Annotated in this window: 21 protein-coding genes and 1 tRNA gene; 14 read left to right on the plus strand and 8 right to left on the minus strand. The window is 64.0% G+C overall.

Annotated elements, in window-relative coordinates; all coding sequences use genetic code 11:
• Nucleotides 1-18 precede the first annotated feature (18 nt).
• The gene (locus ACG873_RS20410) at nucleotides 19-618 is read left to right on the plus strand and encodes a TetR/AcrR family transcriptional regulator (RefSeq protein ID WP_394887112.1); all 600 of its coding nucleotides are present in this window, start codon (nucleotides 19-21) and stop codon (nucleotides 616-618) included.
• Between the two features lie 38 nt (nucleotides 619-656).
• On the opposite strand, the gene ACG873_RS20415 is transcribed toward ACG873_RS20410, so the two are convergent.
• Complete coding sequence (locus ACG873_RS20415; RefSeq protein ID WP_394887113.1) at nucleotides 657-914, minus strand: hypothetical protein; 258 nt, start codon at nucleotides 912-914, stop codon at nucleotides 657-659.
• 278 nt (nucleotides 915-1,192) lie between these two features.
• Nucleotides 1,193-1,372 carry a hypothetical protein gene (locus tag ACG873_RS20420; protein ID WP_394887115.1) on the minus strand — a complete coding sequence of 60 codons (180 nt, stop codon included), beginning with the start codon at nucleotides 1,370-1,372 and terminating at the stop codon, nucleotides 1,193-1,195.
• Nucleotides 1,373-1,493: 121 nt separating this feature from the next.
• Between ACG873_RS20420 and ACG873_RS20425 the strand changes: the two genes are divergently transcribed.
• Together ACG873_RS20425 and ACG873_RS20430 are read left to right on the plus strand one after the other, a co-directional pair.
• Nucleotides 1,494-2,540 carry a hypothetical protein gene (locus ACG873_RS20425; protein WP_394887116.1) on the plus strand — a complete coding sequence of 349 codons (1,047 nt, stop codon included), beginning with the start codon at nucleotides 1,494-1,496 and terminating at the stop codon, nucleotides 2,538-2,540.
• Between the two features lie 6 nt (nucleotides 2,541-2,546).
• Nucleotides 2,547-3,695, plus strand: a complete 1,149-nt coding sequence (locus ACG873_RS20430; protein ID WP_394887118.1) for an acyltransferase family protein — start codon at nucleotides 2,547-2,549, stop codon at nucleotides 3,693-3,695.
• Between the two features lie 44 nt (nucleotides 3,696-3,739).
• Here ACG873_RS20430 and ACG873_RS20435 read toward each other — a convergent pair whose 3' ends face one another.
• Nucleotides 3,740-4,657: a peptidylprolyl isomerase gene (locus ACG873_RS20435; protein ID WP_394887120.1), complete on the minus strand. Its 918-nt coding sequence runs from the start codon at nucleotides 4,655-4,657 to the stop codon at nucleotides 3,740-3,742.
• A 236-nt stretch (nucleotides 4,658-4,893) separates the two neighbouring features.
• On the opposite strand from ACG873_RS20435, the gene secA reads away from it, so the two are divergent.
• On the plus strand, nucleotides 4,894-7,617 hold the full coding sequence (secA, locus tag ACG873_RS20440; protein WP_394887122.1) for a preprotein translocase subunit SecA: 2,724 nt from the start codon (nucleotides 4,894-4,896) through the stop codon (nucleotides 7,615-7,617).
• Nucleotides 7,618-7,639: 22 nt separating this feature from the next.
• On the opposite strand, the gene ACG873_RS20445 is transcribed toward secA, so the two are convergent.
• Together ACG873_RS20445 and ACG873_RS20450 are read right to left on the minus strand one after the other, a co-directional pair.
• A complete protein-coding gene (locus tag ACG873_RS20445) occupies nucleotides 7,640-7,948 on the minus strand; it encodes a hypothetical protein (RefSeq protein ID WP_394887124.1) in 309 nt (102 codons plus the stop codon).
• A gap of 43 nt (nucleotides 7,949-7,991) precedes the next feature.
• Complete coding sequence (locus ACG873_RS20450; RefSeq protein ID WP_394887126.1) at nucleotides 7,992-8,222, minus strand: hypothetical protein; 231 nt, start codon at nucleotides 8,220-8,222, stop codon at nucleotides 7,992-7,994.
• Between the two features lie 164 nt (nucleotides 8,223-8,386).
• On the opposite strand from ACG873_RS20450, the gene ACG873_RS20455 reads away from it, so the two are divergent.
• The 3 genes from ACG873_RS20455 to ACG873_RS20465 all read left to right on the plus strand — a co-directional run bounded on the left by ACG873_RS20455 (nucleotide 8,387) and on the right by ACG873_RS20465 (nucleotide 12,173).
• On the plus strand, nucleotides 8,387-9,796 hold the full coding sequence (locus ACG873_RS20455) for a lipopolysaccharide biosynthesis protein (RefSeq protein ID WP_394887128.1): 1,410 nt from the start codon (nucleotides 8,387-8,389) through the stop codon (nucleotides 9,794-9,796).
• Complete coding sequence (locus ACG873_RS20460; protein WP_394887130.1) at nucleotides 9,796-11,079, plus strand: GNAT family N-acetyltransferase; 1,284 nt, start codon at nucleotides 9,796-9,798, stop codon at nucleotides 11,077-11,079. Before ACG873_RS20455 ends, ACG873_RS20460 begins: the two co-directional genes overlap by 1 nt.
• 161 nt (nucleotides 11,080-11,240) lie before the next feature.
• A complete protein-coding gene (locus ACG873_RS20465; RefSeq protein ID WP_394887132.1) occupies nucleotides 11,241-12,173 on the plus strand; it encodes a DMT family transporter in 933 nt (310 codons plus the stop codon).
• On the opposite strand, the gene ACG873_RS20470 is transcribed toward ACG873_RS20465, so the two are convergent.
• A complete protein-coding gene (locus tag ACG873_RS20470; RefSeq protein ID WP_394887133.1) occupies nucleotides 12,174-13,817 on the minus strand; it encodes an AMP-binding protein in 1,644 nt (547 codons plus the stop codon).
• 101 nt (nucleotides 13,818-13,918) lie between these two features.
• On the opposite strand from ACG873_RS20470, the gene ACG873_RS20475 reads away from it, so the two are divergent.
• The gene (locus ACG873_RS20475) at nucleotides 13,919-14,221 is read left to right on the plus strand and encodes a hypothetical protein (RefSeq protein ID WP_394887135.1); all 303 of its coding nucleotides are present in this window, start codon (nucleotides 13,919-13,921) and stop codon (nucleotides 14,219-14,221) included.
• A gap of 50 nt (nucleotides 14,222-14,271) precedes the next feature.
• On the opposite strand, the gene ACG873_RS20480 is transcribed toward ACG873_RS20475, so the two are convergent.
• Nucleotides 14,272-14,356: transfer RNA gene (locus ACG873_RS20480), tRNA-Leu, on the minus strand.
• Nucleotides 14,357-14,500: 144 nt separating this feature from the next.
• Between ACG873_RS20480 and ACG873_RS20485 the strand changes: the two genes are divergently transcribed.
• From ACG873_RS20485 to ACG873_RS20495, 3 genes are all read left to right on the plus strand, one after another.
• On the plus strand, nucleotides 14,501-15,088 hold the full coding sequence (locus ACG873_RS20485) for a YqaA family protein (RefSeq protein WP_394887137.1): 588 nt from the start codon (nucleotides 14,501-14,503) through the stop codon (nucleotides 15,086-15,088).
• Nucleotides 15,089-15,105: 17 nt separating this feature from the next.
• Nucleotides 15,106-15,624 (plus strand): disulfide bond formation protein B, encoded by a 519-nt coding sequence (locus ACG873_RS20490; RefSeq protein WP_394887138.1) that lies wholly within the window; start codon nucleotides 15,106-15,108, stop codon nucleotides 15,622-15,624.
• Nucleotides 15,625-15,722: 98 nt separating this feature from the next.
• Nucleotides 15,723-17,120 (plus strand): sensor histidine kinase, encoded by a 1,398-nt coding sequence (locus tag ACG873_RS20495; RefSeq protein WP_394887140.1) that lies wholly within the window; start codon nucleotides 15,723-15,725, stop codon nucleotides 17,118-17,120.
• A 15-nt stretch (nucleotides 17,121-17,135) separates the two neighbouring features.
• Here the strand turns inward: ACG873_RS20495 and ACG873_RS20500 are convergent, their stop codons facing one another.
• Nucleotides 17,136-18,050 carry an FHA domain-containing protein gene (locus ACG873_RS20500; protein WP_394887141.1) on the minus strand — a complete coding sequence of 305 codons (915 nt, stop codon included), beginning with the start codon at nucleotides 18,048-18,050 and terminating at the stop codon, nucleotides 17,136-17,138.
• A 296-nt stretch (nucleotides 18,051-18,346) separates the two neighbouring features.
• On the opposite strand from ACG873_RS20500, the gene tssK reads away from it, so the two are divergent.
• From tssK to tssM, 3 genes are read left to right on the plus strand one after another with little or no spacing between them, the layout of a single operon-like run.
• A complete protein-coding gene (tssK, locus tag ACG873_RS20505) occupies nucleotides 18,347-19,678 on the plus strand; it encodes a type VI secretion system baseplate subunit TssK (protein ID WP_394887143.1) in 1,332 nt (443 codons plus the stop codon).
• Complete coding sequence (gene tssL / locus ACG873_RS20510; RefSeq protein WP_394887145.1) at nucleotides 19,675-21,213, plus strand: type VI secretion system protein TssL, long form; 1,539 nt, start codon at nucleotides 19,675-19,677, stop codon at nucleotides 21,211-21,213. Before tssK ends, tssL begins: the two co-directional genes overlap by 4 nt.
• Nucleotides 21,214-24,840: a type VI secretion system membrane subunit TssM gene (gene tssM / locus ACG873_RS20515; protein WP_394887147.1), complete on the plus strand. Its 3,627-nt coding sequence runs from the start codon at nucleotides 21,214-21,216 to the stop codon at nucleotides 24,838-24,840.
• Nucleotides 24,841-24,864: the final 24 nt, after the last annotated feature.

The following is a 24,864-nucleotide window of genomic DNA, read 5'->3' on the forward strand; positions in this document are numbered from 1 at the left end:
GAAAATTCAGGGAAATTGATGGAAAAGCCACCCGAAAAAGCGCGCCGCTCGATCGGCGCCAAGCGCAATCCGGACAGCGCCGATGCCATTCGCGATGCGGCGGAGGCGGTCTTGCTCGAGGCCGGCTATGCCGGTTTTTCCATCGAGGCGGTCGCCCGTCGCGCCCGCGCCGGCAAGCCAACCATCTATCGCTGGTGGCCTAGCAAGGCTGCACTTCTCCTCGACGTCTATCAGCGCCAGAAGCGCGACATCGACTACGCCGATACGGGTTCGGTCGAGGAGGACATGTTCCGCTTCCTGAAAAGCCTGTTCAGGCAGTGGCGGGAGACGCCGGCCGGCAGCATCTTCCGCTCCTTTGTGGCAGAGGCGCAATCGGACGAGACCGCTTCCGCCGCGCTTGCGGACTACATGAGGGAGCGTCGCGCCCACAACGGCCGGATGGTCGAGCGGGCCAAGGCCAGGGGCGAAGTCGCAGCCGGCGTCGATTCCACTCTCATCGCCGACCTGCTCTCGTCCTACGCCTGGATCCATCTTCTGACGAACCGGCTCGACGAAGACGACGAGACGATCCGCAAGGCGGTGCGGGTCATCGTCAAGGGCATGCTCGCCAAAGCCTGAGATACTTCCGGCCAGGGACGCGCGGCGTTCACCTAAATCTAGTTGGTGGCGACCGCTTCCAGGACGCGGATCTGATCGGCTGTCCTGCTGATCTCGACCTTCACCGGCGGCATTCCCGCCGCGCGCGGCGTCGACAGCGTCATGGTCTGGCCGGATACCAGGACCGTCTCGAAGCGAACAGGCGGCGCGCTGACGTCGTTCTGGGCGAGGGTGGCGACCACATGGTAGCCGTCCGGTTCGACGGTGTAGTAGGCGACGCCGGACATGGCGCCGAGATCGATGCTGCGCGAGTGCATCGGCTTCAGGTCGCCGGCCGTGGCAACGCCGCCGAGTGCAAGGACGGAAAAAAAGCCGCGACGGCAATACGCTTGAATGTCATGTTCCGCTCCTGTTTCAGGCCGATGCGCGGCCCTCTTCTTCAGTGGCGCGGAGAACTATGGCCCGGATGTTTCAGGCAAATGTCGCGGCCCGAGCGGTTTGTTTCAGGAGCAGAAACGAAATTGGTACGAGCCTGATTGCGGCTCGTACCAATGATGATGGCCTACGCGGCGGCGCGCGGCTGGCGATTGACGCGTTACTGCGCGCCGTCGACCTGCTCGATCGCCTTTTTCAGCTCGGCATCGGCGATGTCGACGTTGGCGGCGTCACGCAGCGACTTGACCAGCGCGAAATAGTTCTCGCGCAGCAGGAGCGAGCGGATCTGGTCCTTCACCTGGTCGAATGCGGGCAGGCGGCACGTGAAGATATCGCCCATTCCGAGCGTTTTATCAGCGTTTTAACAATTTAGGCGCAATTTTGGCCGCGGCCGGCATCGGCGGGACCTGCCCGTGCTGGCAGCAGCCTGGGGCAGGCTTTCCGCGCGGGGATATTGCAGCATGTCCGACACAACAATGCCGTTGACCACGCCTCTGGCATGGCTGCGCAGTCCTCGATTCGATCTCACGTTTATCGTCGGCCTCCCGCTTCTCGCCATGCTGACCGGGCTTGTCATCATCTGGCAACCGGATCTTTTCATTCCGATCCTGATCCTCGATCTCTGGTTTCTCGGTTACCACCACGTCATTGCAACCTATACGCGACTCTGCTTCGACCGAAAGAGTTTCGCCGAACACTGGTCACTGCTCGTGGTGTTCTTGCCGGCGGTAACTGTCGGCACACTGGCCGTCGCCTATTTCGTCGGCCTGTGGATCATAGTCTCGATCTACTTCTACTGGCAGTGGTTCCACTATACGCGGCAGAGCTGGGGCATTTCGCGCGCCTATCGCGGCAAGGAACGCGGCGCGCGCTATGAAGATGGTTGGCTCGACCAGGCGATCTTCTACGCGTTGCCGGTGCTGGGCATTCTGCACCGCTCGAACCAAGACCCCGGGCTCTTCATCGGCCTGGAACTCAGAGTCATTCCTGTTCCGTCTGTGCTGGTCGATATCGCCGCAGTTGCCACGATCTTGCTCCTGGCCATCTGGGGGTATCACCGCCTACAGGCTTGGCGGGAAGGCCGTCTCGCCCAGTTGCATACGCTGTACATGATCACCCATTTCGGCATCTTCGCCATGGGTTACCTGGTGATCGGCGATATCACGATCGGATGGCTGGTCATCAACATTTGGCACAACGCCCAGTACGTCCTGTTCGTCTGGATGTTCAACACCCGCCGGTTCAAGGACGGCATCGATCCCGAGGCGCGGTTCCTCTCCTACATCAGCCAGCCGCACCGGCTTTGGCTCTATCTCGCCACCTGCCTTGCGATCACGGGCGTGCTCTATTGGGGCCTGCTCGGCACGCTGGACGCGATGCTGTTCACCGGCCTCAGCGCAACCATCGTGCTCTACCAGATCGTCAACTTCCACCACTATATGGTTGATGCCGTGATCTGGAAGGTTAGAAAGGCGCCGATGAGGAAGACGCTCGGCCTAGACCTTTGAACATCGATGGCTGAAAGCCGCAACAATCCGTGGCTCGATCTGGTTCGTTGCGCCGCGATCCTCCTCGTCCTGTTTCGCCACGGTGAACGGGCGGTCACGACGACTTCCAACGGCGGCCAAGGCTTCGTCGAGACGCTTTTTCTCAACGGCTGGGTCGGCGTCGACCTGTTCTTCGCCCTGTCAGGCTATCTGATCGCCCGTCACCTGGTCGGTGCGGGCATCGGCACCGGCCGGTTCGCGCTCGGCCGCTATCTGGCCCTGCGCGCACTGCGCATCGTGCCCGCCTACGTTGCCGTGATGGCGTTGATAATTGCCGGCGCCTTCCCGTTTTTCGAGATCGGCAGGGAAGCGCTTCCCATGCGTGTCGCCTACCATCTGCTCTTCCTGCAGGATTACCTACCTTCGAACATCAATGTCGTTTTCTGGTCGCTTGGCGTCGAAGAGAAATTCTATCTGCTGGCGCCGTTGCTTGTCGCGGCTCTGCTACGTCTGCCTATGATCGCCAAAGCGCCGCTGCTGGTTGCATGCTTTGGACTTCCCTTGATTTTCCGGTCGGCCACGTTTCAGGGTCTCGACTCCTCGATCGGCTATACCGAGTTCTTCCAGATGTTCCGCAGCCCGTTCCACATGACGCTGGAAGGTTTCGTGGTCGGCGTTGCAATCGCCATGGCGGAGCACGCCGGATTGATACGCCCGCGGCGTGGGAGAGGACTGGCGCTGCTGTCCGTCTCCGCGTCGATACTTTGCGTCTGGTTGGCCAGCCACGACTTCATGGCAAGGATCGGCTTCCACGATGCAGCCTTGCAGCCGGCACTGATTGCCTTGCTGGCCGGCGCAATAATCCTTGGCGCGGTAATGCTGGCAGGTTCGCCGATGCCGCTCACACAGCCGGCGCGGGCTCTATCGCGTCTCAGCTACAGCCTTTATCTGGTTCACCTGCCGCTGATCCCACTGGCGAAAGCGTTGTCCGGGACCCAGGGGGCGCCCGGCTTCTGGGCGATCTACCTGGCCGCCAGCCTCGCCGTCGCGGTCCTGTTGCACCGCGGGGTGGAGAAACCCTTCCTTGATTGGAAGGACCGTCTCGCTGCGCGGCCCGTGACGGAACGCGGGCACGGCGCTGCCTACCCTGTTGCGGTCGGCAGCGACAGACCCTGAAGCCAGACTTTTTCCTGCGTTAGCAGTCGGAATATTGGTCCGAATTACTGCTGCTTTTCCATCTGTTCGACGGTTGTCTTCAATGCCGGATCGGCGATGTCGACCTTGGCGGTGTCGCGCAGCGACTTGACCAGCGCGAAATAGTTTTCGCGCAGCAGCAGCGAGCGGATCTGGTCCTTCACCTGGTCAAATGCGGGCGGCTGCTGCGCGCGCTTGTCCTCGACCTTGATGACGTGGAAGCCGAACTGGCTCTGCACCGGCTGCTTGGTATAGGCGCCGACATCGAGCGCGAATGCCGCCTTCTCGAATTCGGGCACCATCTGGCCGGGGCCGAAATAGCCGAGATCGCCGCCCGTGGCTTTGCCGCTGGGGTCGGTGGTGTTTTCGTTGGCGAGCTTTTCGAAATCACCGCCCGTGTCGAGCTGCTTGATGATCGCGTCGGCTTCTTCCTTGGTCTTGACCAGTATGTGCCGGGCCTTGACCTCGTTGACCGGCGGCGTGTTCGACATCTCGGTGTCGTAACGCTTGCGGATCGCCTCGTCGGTGATCTTGGAGGAGACTTCGCTGTCGATGACGGCGCTGTGCAGCGCGCGTTGCTGCAGGAAGGCCATGCGGCGTTCGAATTCTGGATCCTTGTCGAGGCCCTTTGCCTGGGCTTCCGAGGCGAGCAGCCGGATCTCGATGACGGCCGAGAGGGCGGCGGCCCGGCGCTGTTCGGGCGGAAGCTGCGCGAATTGCTGGTCGAGGTCGGCCTCTGCCAGCGCCAGGTCGGCCTGGGTGATGGTCTGGCCGTTGACGGTGGCGACAACCGTTGCCGGGTCGGGAGCCGCCTGTGCCGGGGCCGCCGGCGTGGCGGGAGCCGGTGCGGTTTCCTGCGCACCTGCGCCGATCGCCGAGAGGACGCTGATGCCAACGGCCATGCCGATGCCGGCAAGCGCGGCGCGTGGGTGCTTGATGCTCATGACTATACTCCGATCCGGTAACTGAACGCGTTTCAATCAGCCTGAATGTGGCGGAATTCGGCGCGCCGGGCAGCATCGCTGCAACGTTGACATCGCTTGTGCCCCCTCTTATCTGTCCTTCGTCTTTGCGTCCAGAACCGTTTTCCGGGCGCTTTTTCACGTTCGAATCTGCCTCGGCACATTCTGGCGGGTTCAGCCGGCGCCCGGTCGGCATATACGGATTGAAAGAGTACTTGATGGTCAGTCTCGGCGGCATCGCCCGTAAGATTTTCGGTTCCTCCAACGATCGCCGCGTCAAGGCGACGCGGCCTCGGGTGGAAGCGATCAACGCGCTGGAAGGCGAAATGCAGGCGCTCTCGGACGAGGCGCTCAGGGCCCGCACCGACCAGTTCCGGCAGCAGTTGGCCGAAGGCGCCGACCTCGAAGACCTGCTCGTTCCGGCCTTCGCCACCGTGCGCGAGGCGGCCAAGCGCGTGCTGGGGCTTCGGCCCTTCGACGTGCAGCTCATCGGCGGCATGGTGCTGCACGGCGGCAACATCGCCGAGATGCGGACCGGCGAGGGCAAAACGCTGGTCGCCACGCTGCCCGTCTATCTCAATGCGCTCGAAGGCAAGGGCGTCCATGTCGTCACGGTCAACGATTACCTCGCCAAACGCGACTCCGAATGGATGGGTCGCGTCTACAATTTTCTGGGCCTGACCGCCGGCGTCATCGTTCACGGCATGACCGACGACCAGCGCCGCGCCGCCTATGCCGCCGACGTGACCTACGCCACCAACAACGAGCTCGGCTTCGATTATCTGCGCGACAACATGAAATACGAGCGTGCGCAGATGGTGCAGCGCGGTCACAATTACGCGATCGTCGACGAGGTGGACTCAATCCTGGTCGACGAGGCGCGCACGCCGCTGATCATTTCCGGTCCGCTCGAGGACCGTTCGGAAATGTACAACACGGTCGACGCCTTCATCCTCAAGCTGGAGCCGGCCGACTACGAGATCGACGAAAAGCAGCGCACCGCGATCTTCACCGAGGACGGCACCGAGAAGCTCGAAAACATGCTGCGCGAGGCCGGCCACCTGAAGGGCGAGTCGCTCTATGATGTCGAAAACGTCGCCATCGTCCACCACGTCAACAACGCGCTGAAGGCGCACCGCCTGTTCAGCCGAGACAAGGACTACATCGTCCGCAACGGCGAGATCGTCATCATCGACGAATTCACTGGCCGCATGATGCCCGGCCGGCGCTATTCCGAGGGCCTGCACCAAGCCCTGGAGGCGAAGGAGCATGTCCAGATCCAGCCGGAAAACCAGACGCTGGCCTCGGTGACGTTCCAGAACTATTTCCGCATGTACAAGAAGCTGGCCGGCATGACCGGCACGGCGTCGACGGAAGCCGAGGAATTCGGCAACATCTACGGCCTCGAAGTGACCGAGGTGCCGACCAACCTGCCGGTCATCCGCATGGACGAGGATGACGAGGTCTACCGGACGGTCGAAGAGAAATACAAGGCAATCATCCGCGAGATCCGCGAGGCCAACTCCAAGGGCCAGCCGACGCTGGTCGGCACCACCTCGATCGAAAAATCCGAGCTACTGGCCGAGCGCCTGCGCAAGGACGGTTTTCACGATTTCGAGGTGCTGAACGCCCGCCATCACGAGCGCGAGGCGGCGATCGTCGCCCAGGCCGGCAAGCCCGGCGCCATCACGATTGCCACCAATATGGCCGGCCGCGGCACCGACATCCAGCTCGGCGGCAATGCCGACATGCGGATTGCCGAGGAGCTTGGCGACATGCCGGCCGGGCCCGAGCGAGAAGCCAAGGAAAAGGCGATCCGCGAGGACGTGCAGCGGCTGAAGGAAAAGGCGCTCGCCGCCGGCGGGCTCTACGTGCTGGCCACCGAACGGCATGAATCGCGCCGCATCGACAACCAGCTCAGAGGCCGCTCCGGCCGCCAGGGCGATCCGGGCCGCTCGAAGTTCTTCCTGTCGCTGCAGGACGATCTGATGCGCATCTTCGGCTCCGAACGCATGGACGGCATGCTGCAGAAGCTCGGCCTCAAGGAAGACGAGGCGATCATCCACCCCTGGATCAACAAGGCGCTGGAGAAGGCGCAAAAGAAGGTCGAGGCGCGCAATTTCGACATCCGCAAGAACCTGCTGAAATTCGACGACGTGCAGAACGACCAGCGCAAGGTGGTGTTCGAGCAGCGCCTCGAACTGATGGACGGCGAAAATCTCTCCGAGACCATCGCCGAGATGCGCGAAGGCGTGATCGAGGAACTGGTCGCCAAGCACATTCCCGAAAACGCCTATTCGGAACAGTGGGACGCCGTCGGCCTCAAGGAGGGCGTGCTGCAGTTTCTGAACCTCGACCTGCCGATCGACGATTGGGTCAAGGAAGAGGGCATCGCCGAGGAGGACATCCGCGACCGCATCACCGAGCGCGCCAATGCGGCAGCCGCCGAACGCGCCGAACGGTTTGGGCCGGAAGTCATGGCCTATGTCGAACGCTCGGTCGTGCTGCAGACGCTAGACCATCTGTGGCGCGAGCACCTGGTCAACCTCGACCATTTGCGCTCGGTCGTCGGCTTCCGTGGCTACGCCCAGCGCGACCCGCTGCAGGAATACAAGGGGGAGGGTTTCGAGCTTTTCCAGGCCATGCTTGGCAATCTACGCCAGGCGGTGACGGCGCAGCTGATGCGCGTCGAACTGGTGCGCGAGGCTGCCGATGCGCCGCCTCCGCAGGCTCCGGAAGCCTATGGCCAGCACTTCGACGCCACGACCGGCGAGGACGATTTCGGCGACACGGCGGTCGCCGTGATGCAGGATCTGCGCGTAGTCGCACCAGAGGACCGCGACCCGGAGCGGCCCGACACCTGGGGCAAGGTCGGCCGCAACGAGGCCTGCCCTTGCGGCTCCGGCAAGAAATACAAGCACTGCCACGGCGCGTTCGCCTGATGCCGGCGCGCCGCCGCGCGCTTCAGATGCCGGAGCCGTCGATCTGGATCTCCTCGCCTTTGTAGGGATCCGGTCTGGAAAGCGGCTCCCGGCCGGGATTGGGCGTCGGCAGCGGCATCCAGCAAATCAGCTCCGGTTCGGCATAGCCGACGACCGCCCCGGGCGTGGAGTCGGCGGCGCGCCAGCCTTCCATGCCGAACTGGTCGGAGCGCGCCCAGTAAACCACATCGACATCGGCATCGCCCTGTTCGACGGGCCTTATCGTCGCCAGGAACCGGCTGCCATCCCTCGGCGCCGTCGACATGTGCAGCCATTTGTCCGGTTCGCTCATCGGCTTCTCCCCTGCCTCATTGTCGTGCGCGAAGGAGACCTGGTCAATGTGGGATGGACGCCGCCAATGCGATGAGGTTGCGCAGCGCTTCCACCCCGAGCCGGTTCATGTGCTTGCGGCCGAGCGCGATGTCGATGCGCATGGCGAGTTCCTCCGCATCGGCGCCGCGGATATCCGATAGCCTCTCGATGCCGATTTCCTCGAGATAGGAAATCATGCGCGGCCCGATCGAATGGGCCTTCAGCATCCTCGCCCGTTCAGCCGCGTCGATCATCGCCAGACTCCCGCCTTTCCAGGTCGGCATGGGGTGTGGCCGAACCGTTTCTTAACGTGTGTTGTCTAGACCGAAACAGGTGCGGCATGATCCCGAAAAGTTGCAGACTTTTCGGACAAGATCATACGCCCACGTTGAATTGGCGGAAATCGGAGAGTTCTCGCGTGCGCTTTTCCGCGGCAACGACGGCAGAGCGGCTTTTGCCCGAGCGCCTCGCTGAGCGCGCACGGCCGCTGCTCGGCCAGATCGATGCGGCCCTGTTCACCGCCGACGAGCGCGGCGAAGCCGGCCGCATGTCGCTCATCGCCTTCTCGATCCGTATCGTCAGCGCCGCGATCGCCTTCATCAGCCAGGTCCTCCTGGCGCGCTGGATGGGCAGTTTCGAATACGGCATCTTCGTCCTTGTATGGGTGACGATGGTGATAGCCGGCAATATTTCCTGCTTCGGTTTCCACACCTCCATCATCCGCTTTATTCCCGAATATCGCGAGCGCGGCATGACGGCCGAACTGCGCGGCGTGCTCCTGACCAGCCGGCTGTTCGTGCTGCTCGCCTCCACCGCAATAGCGATGCTCGGGGGCTTAAGCGTCTGGTATTTTTCCGGCGCGATCGAGAGCTACTACGTCGTGCCCTTCATCCTCGGGCTGATCTGCCTGCCGATGATCGCGCTGTCGGATGTCGTGCAAGGCATTTCGCGGGCGCATTCCTGGGCGGTGTCGGCGCTGTCGCCGACCTATCTGATCCGTCCCGTGCTGATCCTCGCCTTCATGGCCGGCGCGCTCCTGGTGGGCTACGAGCCTTGCGCCGAGACCGCCCTCATCGCCGCCATCCTCGCCACCTATGCCACCACCATCATTCAACTGGTCAGCGTCACCGCGCGCGTCGACCGCCGCCTGCCGCACGGCCCGCGTGAAATCCGTTTCCGGATGTGGTTCGCCATCTCGCTGCCGATCTTCCTGGTCGAGAGTTTTTTCTTCCTCCTGACCAATGCCGACGTGCTTATGGTCGGCTTCTACATGCAGCCCGACGACGTCGCCGTCTATTTCGCCACGGTGAAGACGCTCGCGCTGGTCCATTTCGTCTATTTCGCCGTCAAGGCCGGCGTCGCCCAGCGGTACGCCGCGATCGCTCATGGCGAGCCGGACAAGCTTGCGAGCTTCGCGCGAGAGACGGTGGCGTGGACGTTCTGGCCGTCGCTGGTTATGGCGCTGGCGGTACTGGCGCTCGGCAAGCCGATGCTGATGCTGTTCGGGCCTGGCTTCGACGCCGGCTATCCGCTGCTGTTCCTGCTCGTCTTCGGCGTCGTGGCGCGAGCGGCTGTCGGCCCCTGCGAAAGCCTGCTCACCATGAGCGGCTACCAGAATGTCTGCGCGCTGGTTTATGCCACGACGCTCGCCTTCAACATCGGACTGAGCGTGCTTCTCATCCCCAGCCTCGGCCTCTGGGGCGCGGCGATCGCCACCTCGCTCGCCATGATCTTCGAGGCAGGGGCGCTCTCCTTCACCGTCTGGCGCAAGCTCGGCATCGCGATGGCGATCTTCATGCCGGCTGCCGCCGGCCCGGAGGCGCGCTGATGGCCGCTATCCCGCTGCTGGAGGAGATGAGCGCCGGCCCGTCGGGAACAATGATTTCCGGGCTTGCCGGCATGGGCGGCGCCGCCGTCGAACCGGGGCACATCGAACTGCTGGAAAGCCATCGTCCGCCGCGGCGGCTGGCGATATATTCGGCTTCGGCGGGCTTCGACCTGGTCGAGGAACTCGACTATCTCTGCTCGCGCACCATCGAGCCGAACGTGTTCTTCAACCCCCGCTTCCTCGCCCCGGCGATGCCGAGGCTGGAGGACCGCGAGGTGCGGCTGGCCGTCATCCGCGACGGCCACGACTACAAGAACCGGCTGCGGCTTCTCGTGCCGTTCTCCGTCGAGCGGCCGGCGACGCCGCTCGGCGTCTCCATCATGCGCACATGGGCGAGCCCATTCGGGCCGCTGGGGACGCCGCTGGTCGACCGCGACGACCCGGAAGGCGTGATCGAGGATTTCTTTTCCATGCTGTCGCGCCCGCATCTGAAGCTGCCAAAAGTGCTGGTGCTGCCCGATATGCGGCTCGACGGCGCGGTGACGGCAATGCTGAAATCGGTCGCCGAAACGCGCAGCCTGCCGCTGGTGACCACGACAGAGGCCGAGCGGCCCTTCCTCGAAAGCACACTAGACGGCAACGCCTATTTGAAAGCATCGCTGCGCTCGCATCACGACCGCGAATTCCGCCGGCTGAAGCGCCGGCTGGCCGATCTCGGCACGCTCGAACACATTGTCGCGCGCGGCCCGGAAGACATCCGTCACGGGATCGAAGCGTTCCTGACGCTGGAAGCGGCCGGCTGGAAAGGCCGCAAGCGCACCGCCATGGCGACCGACCGCTACCGCGCCGCCTTCGCCCGCGAGGCCGTCCACCGCCTTGCCGAGCAGGATATGTGCCGGGTGCATTCGCTGACGCTCAACGGCGAGGTCATCGCCTGCCTTATCGTTTTCGTCGAGGCGGGCGTGGCCTATACCTGGAAGACCGCCTATGACGAGGCCTACGCCGCCTTTTCGCCGGGCACGCTGCTGATGATCGAGGTGACGAAGCAGCATCTCGACGATCCCAACATCATGACGACCGACTCCTGCGCCGTGCCCGACCACCCGGTGATGACTAGGCTGTGGTCGGAACGCAAGACGATGGGAACGATCGTCATCGGCATGACGCCCGGCGCAGACCGCGCGACGCGCCAGGCGGCTTCGCAACTGCACCTCTATCGCGAGACCCGTAACATAGCCCGCCTGCTGCGCAACCGGGTGCGAGGGCTGCTGAAGAGGCGGTAAGGCTCCGCCAGGAAGCTGCTGTTCGCTATCACCAAGGCGGAAGGCAAATTTTGCCTGCGTTTCGCAGCAGTTTTGGTTTATGCGCCTCGGTATATCCATGGATTACGGGCATATTCCCTGCGAAAATCCGACGATTGATCGTCTAGCAGACCAGCCTTCAATTGTCGAAGCTCCCCGAAGTTAAGCATTGCCAGCGTGGCATGTCGTGGTGGCCCGGTTTGATAGCCGGCTCCGCGGGCGTGCTCGCCTTTAGCGGCACCTTGCCGGCAACGCGTGCCGCGCTGTCGTTCTTTACCCCGCTGGCGATCACGAGCGCCCGAATCGAAATTGCTGCCCTTCTTGGTGTCGGGACACTGGTGGCTATAGGGCAATTGCGTTTGCCGGACAGAGAATATTGGCTCGGAATTTTGTGGACGGGGCTGGGGCTTGCCGTCGGCTATCCGCTCTTTGTCGCCATCGCCCTTCAACATGTCCCGGCCGCGCATGGCGCCGTCGTTATCGGCCTCGCCCCGGTCGCCACGGCGTTGATTGCGGTGTTCCGACTGGGCGAACGCCCCGGGCCGGTCTTCTGGCTGGCATCCATCACAGGCGTCGGCGCCGTGCTACTCTTTGCCTTGCATCAGGGCGGCGGCGTCACCCTTGCCGACGCATGGCTCGTCGCCGCTATCGCGAGCGTCGGCCTGGCCTATGTCGAGGGTGGCCGCGTGTCGCGTGCGCTCGGGGGCACCGTGACACTCTGCTGGGCTATGATCGTACTTGCTCCATTCGCAGCGATCCCTCTCATTCGTGAGTTGTGCCTCCTCGACTGGACACAACCGATCGGGACAGCCGCTTGGATCGGCTTCTGGTACGCTGGTGTCGTCAGCATGTTTCTTGGCTCGGTATTCTGGTATCGTGGCCTCGCCGCCGGTGGGGTAGCGCGTGTTGGCAAGTTGAACCTTATCCAGCCGCTTCTGGCGCTGTTCTGGTCAGCCCTATTGCTTGGTGAACGCGTGACCGGAACAACTGTTCTTTGCGCCGTCGTCGTGCTCGGCGCGATGATCGTCTGCATCAAGAGCCGCGTGCCCGTCGCTATCCAGGCGGACGCAAAGTGATCAGAGGCTCGACTTCCCGGCTTCCTGCCTCGCCCGATCGCGAAAAATGCGGCGGATGACCTTGCCGGTCGTGGTCAGCGGCATCTCGTCGACGAACTCGACCTCGCGCGGATATTCGTGCGCCGACAGCCGCTCGCGCACCCACAGCTTGATCTCCTCGGCCAGCGCCTCGCTGGCGACGGTCCCGTCTTTCAGCACGACATAGGCCTTGACGATCTCGGTGCGCAGCGCGTCGGGCTTGCCGACCGCGGCAGCGAGCGCGATGGCCGGGTGGCCGGTCAGGCAATCCTCGATCTCGCCGGGTCCGATGCGGAAGCCCGCCGACGTGATGACGTCGTCGTCGCGGCCAAAGAAATGCACGTAGCCGTCCTCGTCCTCGATGCCCTGATCGCCGGTGGTCATCCAGTCGCCGATGAATTTTTTCGCGGTCGCCTGCTCGTCGTGCCAATAGCCGAGGAACATCACCGGATCGGGCCGCAGGATAGCGATCTGTCCAGCCTCGCCCGCCTTCATGCGGCGGCCGTCCTCGCCGATCACCGCCACCGTATGACCCGGCACGGCCTTGCCGATCGCGCCGGCGCGGCTGACGCCGATCGCAGCGCAGGACGACAGCACCAGGTTGCACTCGGTCTGGCCGTAAAATTCGTTGATGGTGATGCCGAATTCAGAGCGCGCCCACTCGTAGGTCTCGCGGCCGAGCGACTCGCCGCCGGAACCCACCGTGCGCAGATCGAGCCGGAAGCGACGGCCGATATCGGGCACGGTCCTCAGCATCCGCAGCGCCGTCGGCGGGATGAAAGCGTTCCTGACCCGCATCTTCTCGGCAAGTCCGAGCGCTTCTTCGGGATCGAATTTCTCGAACCGTCCGGCAACCACCGGCACGCCGAAATAGAGGCCGGGCAACAGCACGTTGAGCAAGCCGCCCGCCCATGCCCAGTCGGCCGGCGTCCACAGGAGGTCGCCCGGCTGCGGCAGGAACTCGTGATGCGTCTGCACGCCGGGCAGATGGCCGAGGAGAACGCGGTGGCCGTGCAGCGCGCCCTTGGGCGGGCCCGTGGTGCCGGAGGTGAAGATCATCATCGCCGGGTCGTCCGGACCTGTGTCCTCGGCAACGAAATGCGGTGAATGGTCGGCGACCAGCCGGTGGAAATCGATCGCGTCGCCATCCGCGCCGTCGATCGACACGATCAGTTCGAGGTTGGCCGGCCTGTCGCCGATCTTGCGGATTTTCGCGTCGCCACCGGCATTGGTGACGATCGCCCGGATGCCCGCTGCCTGCAGGCGGTATTCGAGCGCGTCCGTGCCGAAGAGCAGGGCCAGCGGCACGGCGATAGCGCCGAGTTTGTAGATCGCGACATGGGCAATGGCGGTCTCGAAACATTGCGGCAGGAGCAGCGCCACCCGGTCGCCGCGCCGGATCCCGAGCGCGCGCAGTCCGTTGGCGAGCGCGTTGGAGCGCGCCGCAAGTTCGCCGAAGCTCAGGCGCTGAGCTTCGCCCTCGGCCCGGTAATCGAGCAGCGCCGTGCGGCCCGGATCAGTTGCGGCCCAGCGGTCACAGACCGCGACGCCGATGTTGAAACGCCCGGGAATGTTCCAGCGGAAATCGCGGTAGAGAGTGGCATAGCTGTCGCGCCGTTCAAGCATCGGGAATGGTTATCCCGGCGCGACGCCCTTTGACAACCTGACGCAACGGAACGGGCGATTAGCCCTTGCCGGAATTGCCGACGCAGGCGCTCAAAACGTGAATGGTGACGGTCACCTGTGCAATGGCGTCGAAGCCTGCGCGCTTTGTCCTATGGAACCATCCGGCCGGTCTGCATATGTTAAAGGGGCGGCGGGATGAACCGGGGCGGGATGAACCGGGGAATGAGGTGGATCTCGATTTTGCCAGGTTTGCGTTGGGCATGGTCGTCGGCGTCACCGTCGGCGCGCTCATCGGATACGTAGTCGGCGACCAGGTATTCAACGACGCCTCGGTCGGGCTTGGCTTCGGCGTGGTCGTGGGCGCCGGCGTCGGCTCGCTCATCGGCATCATCGCGAACTCGTAGCACGCGGCGGGCGGCGCCGGTCGGCCGGACGATGATTGCGTCGGGAAAAGTGGTGCCCCCTGCCGGGATCGAACCAGCACTCCTTTCGGAACCTGATTTTGAGTCAGGCGCGTCTACCAATTCCGCCAAGGGGGCGCACGCGCAAAGGGCGCGAACGGCTGCGGACTATACGGCCAAGCCCCGCCGCGTCAACTGCCGTGCACGATTTCGTGCCGCGCCGACCATTGTGCAATGCGTCATTTGTTTCTAGACAGGCACGGCAAAACCAGAGGGGCGCGGATGCTTCGAACATTGTACGACTGGACCTTGTCGCTCGCGGCGCGCAAATCCGCCGAGTGGTGGCTGGCCTTCATCGCCTTCGTCGAAAGCTCGGTGTTCCTGGTTCCGGCAGACGTGCTCTACCTGCCGATGGCGCTGTCGCGGCCGGACCGCGCCTACCGATACGCCCTCGTCGCCACCGTCGCCTCGGTGCTGGGCGGCATTGCCGGCTGGTTCATCGGCTTCTACGCCTATGAGACGATCGCCCGGCCGGTGCTGGAATTCTACGGCAAGCTCGACGCGTTCGACGCGTTGCGGCTGTCGACGGGCACCGGCTTCATCCTGCTGATGCTGGTAACGTCAGGACTCGCGCATCTGCCGCCGATCAAGGTGGTGACGATCCTGGCCGGCGTCATCGGCTTTCCGCTCGGCTGGTTCATCCTGTCGGCGATCGTGGCCCGCGGGGCGCGGTTCCTGTTCCTCGCCTGGCTGCTGCGCAACTATGGGGAACCCATCCGGCACTTCATCGAGAAGCGGCTCGGGCTTATCGCCGGCGGGGGCGCCGCCGCCCTCATTTCGCTCTACATCCTCGTCAGATACGCGTTCTGAACGGAATGATGATGCCCATGTCGTCGCTGACCAAACCCACCAGCAGCGTCCAAACGGTGACCGCACTGCTGCTCCTCTTCGGCATGGCGGCGACCGTCGGGATTGCGCTCGGCTTCGAGCACATAGGCGGCTACATACCCTGCAAGCTCTGCCTGGAGCAGCGCTGGCCCTATTATGCCGGCGTGCCGCTGATGGCCGTGGCGGTGCTCTCGTCGCATTTCCACTGGCCGGCCTGGATGACGCGCGGCCTGCTGCTCATCGGCGCACTGCTGATGCTCTACAGCCTCTATCTCGGCGTCTTCCACTCGGGCGTCGAATGGGGCTGGTGGGCCGGCCCGACCGATTGCGGTGTAGTCGCGGCGCCGACCGACACGGGCGGCGCCGGCGTTCTGGATGCGATCGACACAGTCGTTCCGCCTGCCTGCGACAAGGCCGCGCTCCGGGTGCTGGGGCTTTCCTTTGCCGGCTGGAACGCCGTGGCGAGCCTCGCTCTCGCCATCGTCGCGTTTCGCGGCGCGTTCGGAAAGGGCGCGTAAGCCACCTCCCTTTACGCCATGCTCCACGCCGCCTTATATCGGAGGTCGGCAAGGGGCCGGCCGCCAGGGCCGGCCACGACACGACCGGGGGATCTCCCATGGCGAGAACGATCGACCGCCAGCGGCGCGAAAGCGAGTTGCGGCTTCGCCTGGCCATCCGCGCCGCCCATATCGGCATCTGGGACTGGAATCTCGAGACCGGCGAGATAAACTACTCGCCGCGCGCCCGCGAGATCTACGGCTTCGCACCCGACCAGCCGATCACGGATGAACTGGTCAGCGCCATGACGCATCCGTTCGATCTTGCGCGCAACGTTGCGATAACGGGCCGCGCAATCGACCCGACGACACAGGACAAGACGGTCTCCTACGAATACCGGATCAGGCTGCCCGGGACCGGCGAGATCCGCTGGGTGCTGGCCCATGGCGAAGCGCTGTTTGCGGAAGTGGAAGGGAAGAGAACCGCCGTTCGGTTTATCGGAACGCTCCAGGACATAACCGACCGCAAGAACAGCGAGGCTGCACTCGCCAAGAGCGAGACGCGCCAGCGGCTGGCGATCGATGCCGCCCGGATGGCGATCTGGGACTACGATTTCATAACCGATACGTTCCGGGGCTCGCCCGAACTCAACCGCATCTATGGCCTCGACCCGGCGGCGAAGCCGACAGCGGAAGACCTTCAGGCATGTTACGCGCCGGGCGAACAGGAACGGATACGGCAGGAAACCCAGAAGGCGATAAGCGAAGGAGAGAGGCAGATCGAAGTCGAATTCCAGTTGCGCCGGCCCGGCGGCGATCTGCACTGGGTCCTGCTCAGGGCCGAAGTGACGCTTGCCGACGACGGATCCTACGAGCGGGCGATCGGCGTGCTGATGGACATCGACGCCAGGAAGAGGAACGGCGAACGGCAGGCGCTGCTGCTGCGGGAACTGAACCACCGCGTCAAGAACTCGCTGAGCGTGGTCCAGTCGCTTGCGGCGCAATCTCTGCGGGGCGACAAGGCCAAGCCGGAAGCCGTACGGGATTTTCGTGATCGCATAGAGGCGCTTGCGAGGGCCAATGACGTGCTGCTGCAGCAGGATTGGGTGGCTTTCAGCTTGCCTTCGCTGGTGGCGCAGATCATCGAGCCCTACCGCGACGACGAGCATCGGCGTTTCGTCGTCGAAGGCGACAATCTCGACCTGCCGCCCTCGCTCAACGTGCCTGTGGCGCTGGCGCTGCACGAACTGTGCACGAACGCCGCAAAATATGGCGCTCTCTCGAACGACGAAGGGTTCGTCCGGATCAGTTGGCGGCGGACCGGCAGGCATATCGAATTCGACTGGTCGGAACATGGCGGACCGCCGGTCGCCGCACCGCGCGACGACGGCTTCGGCACCCGGCTGGTTTCGAAAGTGCTTGCATCGCAGATCGGGGAGGTCGACCTGAGCTTTCCCGAAAGCGGGGTCCGCTGCCGCATGCGCCTGCAGGCGGATTCGCTGGCGCAGCGGGGCTGATCCCGCCGGCTGGCGTCATCGCCTGAGCGCGAAAACCTCGATCATCTCCGGGTGACCTTTCACGGCATGGCTGCCGGCGGACTGGAAGAGATCGCGGCCCTGCTCCCAGCCTTGGAGGAAGGCCGTGCTGGCCAGGATCGGCTCGTCGAGCTGGCGCGTCAGCCCTTCGATCCGGAACGCGATGTTGACGGCATCGCCAAGCGCCGTGTTGATCCCCCTCCCCATCGCGCCGATGGCCACATCACCCAGATGGAGCCCGATCCGGCAATCGAGCACTATGTCCATCCGCGCCTTCAGGAACTCCCGCGTCGGCGACGTCGCGCCAATTTCAGCAGCCCGCAAGGCCAGCGCGGCCTCGACGGCCGAGGCGCGGATGACCGGATCCGTACCGTGCCAGTAGGCGAAGACGCAGTCGCCGATGAATTTGTCGATGGACGCGCCGTGCTGCTGGAGGATCGCGTTGCAGTCGGCGTACCATTCGCGCAGCAGGTTGGCGACCTGCTCGGGCGAAAGCCGCGAACTCATCAGGGTAAAGCCTTTCAGGTCGGCGACGAAAAGCGTCACCGCGTCGTGCCTCAACGGCGCCGGTTCGGCCAGAAAGACCTGCGTTTTCATGCCCGCGCCGCCGGCATCGCTGGCCTGCCCGGCTCCGCTCTGGACGAAATGGAAGATCGAGCCACCGAACCGCACACGGTCGCCGTTGCGCAGGACTCGCGCGGAGGTGAGCGCCATGTCGTTGACATAACTGCCGTTGGAGCTTCCGAGATCTGTTAGCCAATAATGGACGCCGTCGCGCCGGATCGCGGCGTGCTGGCGCGAGACCCCAGCGTCGGACAGGCAGATGGTGGCTTCACTGCTGCGGCCGATCAGGGAATAGTCTTCGAGCGTGAAGACCTCGCCGGTGGCGGAAGCTCTGAGAGTGGCCGGCATGCGTCCTCTCTCATCTCATGCAAAAAAAGGTGGCTTCGACATCAGGCCCGCCTCCCGGAGCCGCCCGCGAGATTTCGCAGCGGCTTCGACGCCTGAATTTTGCATTCCGCCAAGAAACAATCAACGACATCTCGGCAGGCAAATGTTCGAACAAGGCCGACGGCCCGGGGACAGTGAACGATGACAAGACCAGGGCCGCGTGTTATTCATGAAAGGACGAATAAAGCCAAGGTATTGCAGCACGGCTATTTTTCCGTCCGGCCTTGTTGAATGCCAGAAGGAGGCAGAAATCCCCTATGTCCTGGTACAGCAAGGTCGCCTGGTCCGAAGGACTATTTCTACGCCAACATCACCTGCAGCAGAATGACCGCTATTTCGAGCGTCTCGTCGAGAACAGGACCCATTATATCAGCCCCTACCCCTGGGGATTTGCTTCGATCGAAATAGATCGCGACCTGGCGCAGCAGAACAAGTTCGCGCTGCGGCGGGCGAGCGGCGTGTTTCAGGACGGAACGCCGTTCGACATGCCGGGATCAAGCCCGCTTCCGCAGGCGATCGACCTGCCCGAGGGCGCAGAGAAGCAACTGGTCTGGATGACGATGCCTGCGGCTTCGGTGAATTCGCGCGAGGTCGACATGCCCGAGGCGACCAGCGGCAGCCGCTACACGCGCGACATCGAGCCGATCATCGATTCATCCTCGGGCATGCATGTCGAGGAGGAGGTAGAGGTCGCCCATCCGCGCATCGCCTTCGAGGTGAGGAAGACGCCGAAAGCCGGCTTCCACTGCCTGAAGCTGGCGCGCATCCTCGAGGTGCGCGACAAGACCATCATCTTCGACGAGACTTTCGCGCCGCCCGTGCTTGTCTCGCGCGCCCACCCGGTGGTGCTCGGCTGGCTGGAGCGGGTCATCGGCTGGTGCGACACCAAGCTGGAGACGCTGGCGCGCTATGCCGCCGATCCCAGTTCCGGCGGCGGGCTGCAGACCTTCGACTATTTCCTGCTGCAGATGCTCAACCGCGAGATCAACGTGCTGAAGCACCTGCGCCACTCGAAATATGCGCATCCCGTCGAGATCTACCAGGAACTGCTGCGCATTTCGGGCGAGCTCTGGACGTTCTCGCCCAAGCGGCTGGCGCCCGAATATGCCGAATACGACCACGATTCCCCGGAAGCGGTGTTCGAGCCGGTGCTCGCCGACATCCAGCGTTTGCTCAGCCTCGATATCGGCCGCGCGATCCGGCTGAACCTCACCGAACTCACCCCCAACGCCTACCTGGCACAGGTGCCGGACCGGACGCTGTTCCGCAATGCGACCTTCATCATCGAGGTGGCGGCGGGCAAGAGCCTGACCCAGATCCAGCAGCAGTTTCCGGCGCTCTGCAAGATCGGTCCCAACACCAAGATGAAGGAGATCGTGCAGACGCACCTGCCGGGAGTGGAAATCGTTCATGTGCCGACGCCGCCGCGCCAGATACGTTCGGTCTCGGATCACGTCTATTTCTACCTCGACAAGTGTTCGCCTTTGTGGCCAGAATTTAGCGTGGCCAGCGGGCTCGGGCTGCACTTCGCCGGCGACTGGCCGGATCTTCAGCTGGACCTCTGGGCCATCATGGAAGACCGAAGATGAGCGGGAAGAACGATCCGTTCGGCGGCGGCAAGACCGTCATCATCCCCAATCCAGGCGGGATGCCGAGACGCGATCAGATCGAGCCGCTGCCGCCGGCTACGCCGCATCGCATGCCGCCTCTGCCGAACTCAACGGTCATCGGCGTGCCTCTTTCCGGCAGCCCGCAGGGCTTCGGGATGCCGCAGCATGACGATTGGGTCCATGAGCGGGCGCCACCGCCGCCAAGCGGAATGCCGCCGCCGAACCTCCACTCGAAACAGGTGGCCGAACCTTCCATCCGCATCCCGCTGGACGTCGCGCTGAACGCTTCCGACGCAGTCGAATTTCCGGCCGCGAACCCGATCACCGCGGCGGCAGCGCCGCTGCTCATCCTGCTCGGACGCCTTCGCTTGCATATCGTGGACATGCAGGCCGTGCCGCTGATGAACCACGTCGCCCAATCGATCATCGAGTTCGAGAAGAAGGTCATCGAGGCAGGCGTCAGCCGCGAAGAGGCGCTGATCGCCAAATACGTGCTTTGCGGAACCGCCGACGACATCGTCCAGAACCTGCCGGGCGCCGACCGGCATGTGTGGATACAATACAGCATGCTGGCGCAGTTCTTCCAGGTGCGCACCTCCGGCATCGGTTTCTTCGAGGAGCTGAACAAGGCGATGGCCAATCCAGCGGCGCGCTACAACCTGCTCGAACTCATGCACGCCTGCCTGCTTCTCGGCTTCGAGGGCCAGTACCGCAACGCGCCGGGCGGCGACAGCGAATTGCAGCGCATCCGGCGCGACGTCTACCAGACGCTGCGCCATGTGAAAGCGCGCACCGACGACGACGTGTCGCCGCGCTGGCGCGGCATGCCGCTGCGCATGCGCGACCTGTCGAGCCGGGTGCCGCTCTGGGCGGTCGCGAGCTTCGCAGGCGTGGCATTGGTCGGTGTGTTCTTCCTGCTGAGGTTCCTCATCTCCAGCGACGGCGACGCGCTGGCCGACCGTCTCGTGGCGCTGCATCCCGCCGCAAGCATCGGCATCACGCGGCCCGAATTCGAAATCTACACGCCCGTGGCGGCGCCCGATACGACGCAACTGGAGCGGATACGGGCGGCGCTGGCGGACGAGATCAAGGCGGGCGGCATGGCCGTCGAGCCTTCCGGCGACCAGATCGTCGTGAGGGTCAACAACCTTATCCTGTTCGCTTCCGGCAAGGCCGACGTGAAGGACGAGTTCGGCCCGGCCGCCCAACGCATCGCTGCGGCACTCGACAAGGAGCCCGGCCCGATCCACGTCATCGGCCACACCGACAATGTGAAGCCTAAGCTTTCCAGCGCCTTCAAGTCCAATCACGACCTGTCGGTCGCACGGGCGAAATCGGTGGAGGCAGCGCTTGCGCCTTCGCTGTCGGATTCTTCGCGCCTGCAGGTCGAGGGCAAGGGCGACCTCGAGCCGATTGGCGACAACAAGACAGCCGAAGGACGCGCGCAGAACCGGCGCGTCGAGATCATGATCCCCAAGGAGGAAACCCTGCAGCAGGTCAGCGCGGGGCAATAAATGAACCTGAAGAGCCTGATCACCAGCTGGCTTAAGAAGTCGCCCGTAATCCTCGGGCTGCTGTGCTTTGGCCTGGCGGTCTGGTTCGGCGGCCCGCTGATCGCGCTGGGCGAGTCGCGTCCTTTCGAGCCGGTCTGGCTGCGGGTGACCATAATCGCGGTCGGCGTGGCAATCGTCGGCGTCTTCTACGCCGTGCGCTACATCCGCAAGCGCCGGGCCGAAAAGGCGATCGAGAACGCCCTGAAGTCGAGCGAGGACAAGAGCGGCGACGGCCAGGTCCTGGCGACCCGCATGTCCGAGGCGATCGAGACGCTGAAGCGTTCCAGCGGCAAGCAGTCGTTTCTCTACGAACTGCCCTGGTATGTCATCATCGGTCCGCCGGGCGCGGGCAAGACGACGGCGCTGGTCAATTCGGGCCTGAAGTTCCCTCTGGCCGGCAAGGACGGCGCGGCTTCTATCACCGGCGTCGGCGGCACCCGCTACTGCGATTTCTGGTTCACCGAGGACGCGGTGCTAATCGACACGGCCGGCCGCTACACGACGCATGATTCCGATTCCGAAACCGACCGGAAAAGCTGGCTGTCCTTCCTGTCGCTGCTGAAGGAAAACCGGACCAAGCAGCCGATCAACGGGGTCGTGCTCGCCATCAGCGTCGAGGACCTGCTGACGCTGCCGGCGGACGAACTGGCAGCGCATGCCGACGCCATCCGCAAGCGCTTGTTCGAATTGCACCAGGAACTGAAGATCGACTTTCCGGTCTATGCGCTGTTCACCAAGGCCGACCTTGTGGAGGGTTTTAGGGAGTATTTCGGCGGCTTCACCGAAAGCCGCCGCCGCAAGGTATGGGGCGCGACGTTCCAGACCCAAGACCGCACCAAGAACCATGTTTCCGATGTTCCCTCGGAACTGGACGCGCTGATCAAGCGGCTGACTGAGGAACTGCCCGACCGTCTGCACGAGGAGCCCGACGCTATCTCGCGCATCGCCATCTTCGGATTCCCGGCGCAGGTCGCGGCGCTGCGCGAAAAACTGTCGGAGTTCCTCAACCGCATCTTCGAGCCGACGCGCTACCAGACCAACGCCAACCTGCGCGGCTTCTATTTCTCGTCGGGCACGCAGGAAGGCACGCCGATCGACCAGGTCTTGGGCGCGATGGGCCGGAAGCTCGCGATCGACAGCGGCGGCCAGCATCTTTCCGGGCGCGGCAAGAGCTTCTTCCTGCACGACCTGCTCACCCAGGTGATCTTCGCGGAATCCGGCTGGGTCTCGTTCGACAAGGGCGCGGTGCGGCGAGCCGCGCTGCTGCGTTATGGCGGCATGGCGGCGATCGCCTGCATCTCGGTGCTTACGCTCGGCGCCTGGGGCTGGAGCTACGCCAGCAACAAGGCGCTGATCACCGCAGCCGGCTCCGCGGTCGAGGACTACCGGGTCGACGCCGGCCAGGAACTGGGCAGGACGGAAATCTCGGGCGTGGAGCCGATCTCCGGAAGCGACCTCGGCGTCATCACCTCGCTGCTGACGCAGTTGCGCGACATTCCGGCCGGCTACGCGCATCGCGACGAGGACACGCCGCTCGGCGAATCCTTCGGGCTGAGCCAGCGCGACCGGCTGCTCGCCGCCTCCGAGGCGACTTACCGCAACGCGCTCGAAACCATGCTGCGGTCGCGGCTGATCCTCAGGCTGGAGCAGCAGATACTGAGCAGCATCGCCGACCCGACCGTCGTCTACGAAGCGCTCAAGGTCTATCTGATGCTTGGCGGCGAGGCGCCGAAGGTTGAGGACGACTTCGTCATCGCCTGGATGACGCAGGACTGGGAGACCAATCTTCTGCCCGGAAAGGCCAATGAGGGCTACCGGCAGCAGCTGACCGAAAACCTGCAGGCGATGCTCGAACTCGGCCGCTCCCACAGCCCGGCCTTCGAACTGAACGGCAAGCTGGTGAAGGAGGCGCAGGCCTCGCTGGCGCGCATGAAGATGGCGGACCGCGCCTATGCGCTGATCAAATCCTCCGCCTACTCCGCCGGCCTGCGCGACTACGACATCGGCAGCCAGGCGGGCACCGACGCGCTGCTGGTCTTCGAGACCCGCGACGGCAGCGACATCAGCCAGATGAAGATACCTGGCCTCTATAGTTATGCCGGCTTCCACAATTTCTTCTTCAAGCAACTCGAGGCGGTCGCCGCCAAGCTCGAGAGCGAAAACTGGGTGATGGGCGATGCGGGCAAGCAGAGCGGCGTCGAAACGCAGTTCCAGCGGCTCGGCATCGAACTCCTCGACCGCTACAGCCGGGATTTCATCGAGGCTTGGGAGAAGGCACTAGCCAATCTCAAGCTGAAATCGATCTCGCAGGACAAGCCGGACTATCTCGTTCTTGCAGCAGCCTCGTCGGAAGCGACCTCGCCGATCCGCCAGTTGCTGGAATCGATCCAGGCCGAAACGGCGCTGACCCAGTCGCGGGAGGAGGAAGCGCCGCCTGAGCCGGCTTCGGAGAACGGGGCCGAAGCGGCAGCGAATGCCGCCGCGGTCGCCAAGCAGATTGCCCCCGACCCGACCGGGGGCCTGGCCCGGATCGGCATCAACCTTGCACTCAGGAAATCGGAAGTGCGCGCCGGCGACGTGGAGAGCATGGCGGCGTCCGGCGTTTCCAATCCTGGCTCCAACATCGAGGCCTATTTCAAGCCCTATCACAACTGGGTCCAGGGCGACCCCGGCAACCGGCCGATCGATGTACTCCTGAAGAACCTTTACGATGTGCGCGAGAGCCTTCTGGTGATCGCCAACTATCCCTCGCAGTCGGGTCCGGCCAATGAGAAACTTCGGCTCCAGGTCGTCAATCTGCGCGGTACGATCTCGCGGCTGCCGAAGCCGTTCGCGGTGATGGTGGCGGAGGCGGTCGAGGAGTTCGAGGGCGAGGAGGCCGGCAGCTCGAAATCCCAGCTCAACCAGGCGCTGGCGTCGGGCGTCACCAAATTCTGCCAGCGCGTCGTCTCGGGCAAATATCCTTTCGTGCGCGACGCCGCCAGCAACGCGCAGATCGGCGAGTTCGCGCAGCTCTTCGGCCCGAACGGGCTGATGGACAAGTTCTTCGCCGAACATCTTGCGCCGATCGCCGACATGAGCGGCGAGGCTTGGGACTGGCAGAAGGACACGAGGCTGGGGCGGGAGCTTTCGCGCGACACGCTGCGGCAATTCCAGCGCGCGGCCGAAATCCGCAGCGCCTTCTTTCCCGACGGCGGGCCGACCCCAAACGTCCAGCTGACCGTCGCGCCGCACACCATCTCCAGAGACTCCGAGGCGCTGTTCGAGGTCAACCAGATCGTCATCCAGACGTCCATGGCCGGCAACGCGCCGCAAACCTTCGCCTGGCCCGGCAATGGCGGGTCGGGAACCGCGAACATCAGCATCTATCCCGAAATTCCCGGCCGCGAGACGCGCATCGGCAGGGACGGACCATGGGCCCTGATGCGCCTGATCGACGCCGGCTCGGTCAAGCGCAGCGGCGAGGAACTGATCGCGCGGTTCCTGGTCGGTGGGCGCGAGGTCTCCTACAAGATCAGGGTCGGCTCCTCATACAATCCGCTTTTCCTTCCAGCGCTCAGCGAATTCAGATGCCCAGCCGCGTTTTGAAGCTTGCTTCGCACCCATCCATGC

Source organism: Allomesorhizobium aridi (genome assembly GCF_043769475.1).
Classification (GTDB): domain Bacteria; phylum Pseudomonadota; class Alphaproteobacteria; order Rhizobiales; family Rhizobiaceae; genus Allomesorhizobium.

Coding starts and splice junctions, on each gene's coding strand:
- ACG873_RS20485 (WP_394887137.1), top strand. CDS start 14,501: ATGCTTCGAACATTGTACGACTGGACCTTGTCGCTCGCGGCGCGCAAA.
- tssK (WP_394887143.1), top strand. CDS start 18,347: ATGTCCTGGTACAGCAAGGTCGCCTGGTCCGAAGGACTATTTCTACGC.
- ACG873_RS20410 (WP_394887112.1), top strand. CDS start 19: ATGGAAAAGCCACCCGAAAAAGCGCGCCGCTCGATCGGCGCCAAGCGC.
- ACG873_RS20450 (WP_394887126.1), bottom strand. CDS start 8,222: ATGATCGACGCGGCTGAACGGGCGAGGATGCTGAAGGCCCATTCGATC.
- ACG873_RS20425 (WP_394887116.1), top strand. CDS start 1,494: ATGTCCGACACAACAATGCCGTTGACCACGCCTCTGGCATGGCTGCGC.
- secA (WP_394887122.1), top strand. CDS start 4,894: ATGGTCAGTCTCGGCGGCATCGCCCGTAAGATTTTCGGTTCCTCCAAC.
- tssL (WP_394887145.1), top strand. CDS start 19,675: ATGAGCGGGAAGAACGATCCGTTCGGCGGCGGCAAGACCGTCATCATC.
- ACG873_RS20470 (WP_394887133.1), bottom strand. CDS start 13,817: ATGCTTGAACGGCGCGACAGCTATGCCACTCTCTACCGCGATTTCCGC.
- ACG873_RS20460 (WP_394887130.1), top strand. CDS start 9,796: ATGGCCGCTATCCCGCTGCTGGAGGAGATGAGCGCCGGCCCGTCGGGA.
- ACG873_RS20435 (WP_394887120.1), bottom strand. CDS start 4,657: ATGAGCATCAAGCACCCACGCGCCGCGCTTGCCGGCATCGGCATGGCC.
- ACG873_RS20420 (WP_394887115.1), bottom strand. CDS start 1,372: ATGGGCGATATCTTCACGTGCCGCCTGCCCGCATTCGACCAGGTGAAG.
- ACG873_RS20490 (WP_394887138.1), top strand. CDS start 15,106: ATGTCGTCGCTGACCAAACCCACCAGCAGCGTCCAAACGGTGACCGCA.
- ACG873_RS20430 (WP_394887118.1), top strand. CDS start 2,547: ATGGCTGAAAGCCGCAACAATCCGTGGCTCGATCTGGTTCGTTGCGCC.
- ACG873_RS20495 (WP_394887140.1), top strand. CDS start 15,723: ATGGCGAGAACGATCGACCGCCAGCGGCGCGAAAGCGAGTTGCGGCTT.
- ACG873_RS20475 (WP_394887135.1), top strand. CDS start 13,919: ATGGTGACGGTCACCTGTGCAATGGCGTCGAAGCCTGCGCGCTTTGTC.
- ACG873_RS20445 (WP_394887124.1), bottom strand. CDS start 7,948: ATGAGCGAACCGGACAAATGGCTGCACATGTCGACGGCGCCGAGGGAT.
- ACG873_RS20415 (WP_394887113.1), bottom strand. CDS start 914: ATGCACTCGCGCAGCATCGATCTCGGCGCCATGTCCGGCGTCGCCTAC.
- tssM (WP_394887147.1), top strand. CDS start 21,214: ATGAACCTGAAGAGCCTGATCACCAGCTGGCTTAAGAAGTCGCCCGTA.
- ACG873_RS20500 (WP_394887141.1), bottom strand. CDS start 18,050: ATGCCGGCCACTCTCAGAGCTTCCGCCACCGGCGAGGTCTTCACGCTC.